General features: G+C 60.2%; 1 pseudogene. It reads right to left on the reverse strand.

Annotated elements, in window-relative coordinates:
• Positions 1-309, reverse strand: a pseudogene (locus tag ACM6IP_RS00005) (phospholipase); the annotation flags it as partial.

Raw genomic sequence — 309 nt, forward strand, 5'->3', positions numbered from 1 at the left:
AGCGAGCAGGTCCTCTCCGGTCTCCTTGCGCCAGGCGGTGGCGAAGTTATGGTGCAGGTGTTCCAGAATGGGTCCGCTGACCTGGCTGGAAATATCCTGGCGTGGAGTATCGCCACGGGGGCCGCGATTGGGTGCAGGTTTGGTGCCTTCAGCACGGTTCAGCGCTGTGTGGTCATCCGTGTCCCAGTACTCGTCGAGCATGTTGTGGCCCATGACGAAGCCAACGGCAATGTCCGTCTGTTCATAGTCGACCAGGACAGTTTTCTGATGGTGGGTCGGGCCGATGGCCATCGCGCCTAACGTGTCGAA

Source organism: Pseudomonas sp. IT-P176, assembly GCF_949767245.1.
Taxonomy (GTDB): domain Bacteria; phylum Pseudomonadota; class Gammaproteobacteria; order Pseudomonadales; family Pseudomonadaceae; genus Aquipseudomonas.